The 1739-nt window shown below is 73.0% G+C and carries 1 protein-coding gene; it reads left to right on the top strand.

Annotated features, from left to right (window positions below; genetic code table 11):
• A partial coding sequence (locus GA0115259_RS37180) for an AAA family ATPase (protein ID WP_218104258.1) occupies positions 1-1554 on the top strand: 1554 nt, incomplete at its 5' end.
• Between the last annotated feature and the right edge of the window lie 185 nt (positions 1555-1739).

Genomic DNA, 1739 nt, shown 5'->3' with positions numbered 1-1739 from the left:
CGGAGGGACGGCCAGTGCCCCCGGTCGGCACAGGAGCAACGGCTGCGGCAGGAGTGGCAGCCGAGACCGGAGCAGCGGCCGGGACAGGAGCAGCGGCCGGTCACTCCGTCGGCCGCCGTCGGCAGATCCGACGAGAGCAGACCCGAGGCGGGCAGGCACGAGCCGGACGGACGTGCGTCGGACAGATCCGATGTGCGCGGAACCACGGGAGGACCGGTGGCCGAACGGCGACAGGTCAGCGTGGTGCTGGTGCGCACCGGCTTCACCGGCGAGGCCGCCGCGCTCGGCGCCGACCGGATCGCCCTGTCGCTGCACGACGCGGTCAGCGCGTTCTCGGAGGGCGTCGAGGAGTTCGGCGGTACGGTCGTCGGCTCGCTCGGCTATGTGTCCGTCGCCCTGTTCGGGCTGCGGGAGGACCGGCCGACGGCGTCGCTGGACGCGGTGGCGGCGGCCCTCGCCGTACGCGACCGGCTCAACCGGATGCCCGGACCCACATTCCACGCCGTCGTGATCGCGGGCTCCGCGCTCGTCCGGCACGATCCGCACGACCCGGCCGCGCCCGTCACGGTGGTCGGCCGGCTGCTCGACGACGCCCAGACCTTGCTGACCGCCGTACCGCCCGGCGAGGTCTACGTCAGCGGTGACGCGGCACGCGTCACCGAGGTACGGGTGCGGCACCGCCCGGTGGTGCATCTGGAGGCGGACACCCAGGTGCCACGGCAGCGCACACGGGCCGAGAGCTACGACATACCGCCCGGCGCGCAGGAGGAGTCGGCCGACCGCGAGCACGAACTCGCCATCGTCTCCAATCTGCTGGACCGCTCCCGCAGCCGTGAGGCACCGCATCTGGTGACGATCCTCGGCGAACAGGGCGTCGGCAAGACCTGGTTCCTGGAGGAGTTCGAACGCCGGGTCTCGCTGCGGTCCGCACAGGTGCGCGTCGTCCGGGTGGACGCGGCGGAAAGCGCCGACAACGGGCCCCGGCTGGCCCGTGACATCCTCGCCGCCTGCTGCGGACTGCCGCCCGGCGCGGGCGCGGACAGCCGCTTCGCCGAAGCCGTACGCAGACTGGCCGGGCACGGGCCGGCCGCCGAACGTCTGCTGCACAGCCTGCTTCCGCTGATGGGCCCGGCCGCGAAGGGCGCGAGCCATGAGGAAGTCCACGAGAGCTGGACCGAGTTGGTGAGACTCTCGGCGCACGAGCGGCCTCTGGTCCTCTGCTTCGACGACATTCACCGGTCCGAGGACTCGGTGCTCGACTGCATCGAGAGACTGGTCGCCACGGCCCGGCCCGCACCGCTGTTCGTGGTCGCCTCCGCCCGGCCGGAGCTGCTGGAACGCCGGCCCTTCTGGGGCAGCGGGCAGCGCCACACCGGCACTCTGACACTCGACCGGCTGCCGGAACGGCGCGGAGACCTGCTCGCGCGCTTCGTCGGCAGACAGGGAGCGCCCGAAGGGACGGTGTACGCGGCCGGTTCCGGGCGTCCGCCGGTGCGCCGGGGCCGGGCACTGACCGGTCATGAACCGTTCGTGGCCCGGCACGCGGAGCGATGACCGCCGAATGGAGCGGCTGAGCACGGGACTTGCTTCCCTGAAAGCATGGATGACACCAACCTCCCGCCGTCCCTCGCCCACCGGCCCGTGAGAAGCGCGGATCTGGCCCTGGCCTCGCTCGTGGGAAGGGAGTTCGTCGAAGCGCTCGACGCGGGGCTGCGCAGGGCGCGAGCCGCCGACCGGCG

This window comes from Streptomyces sp. MnatMP-M17 (assembly GCF_900091995.1).
Lineage (GTDB): Bacteria > Actinomycetota > Actinomycetes > Streptomycetales > Streptomycetaceae > Streptomyces.
The sequence above is the reverse complement of the archived record's forward strand: the minus strand, read 5'-3'. Positions and strand labels throughout refer to the sequence as shown.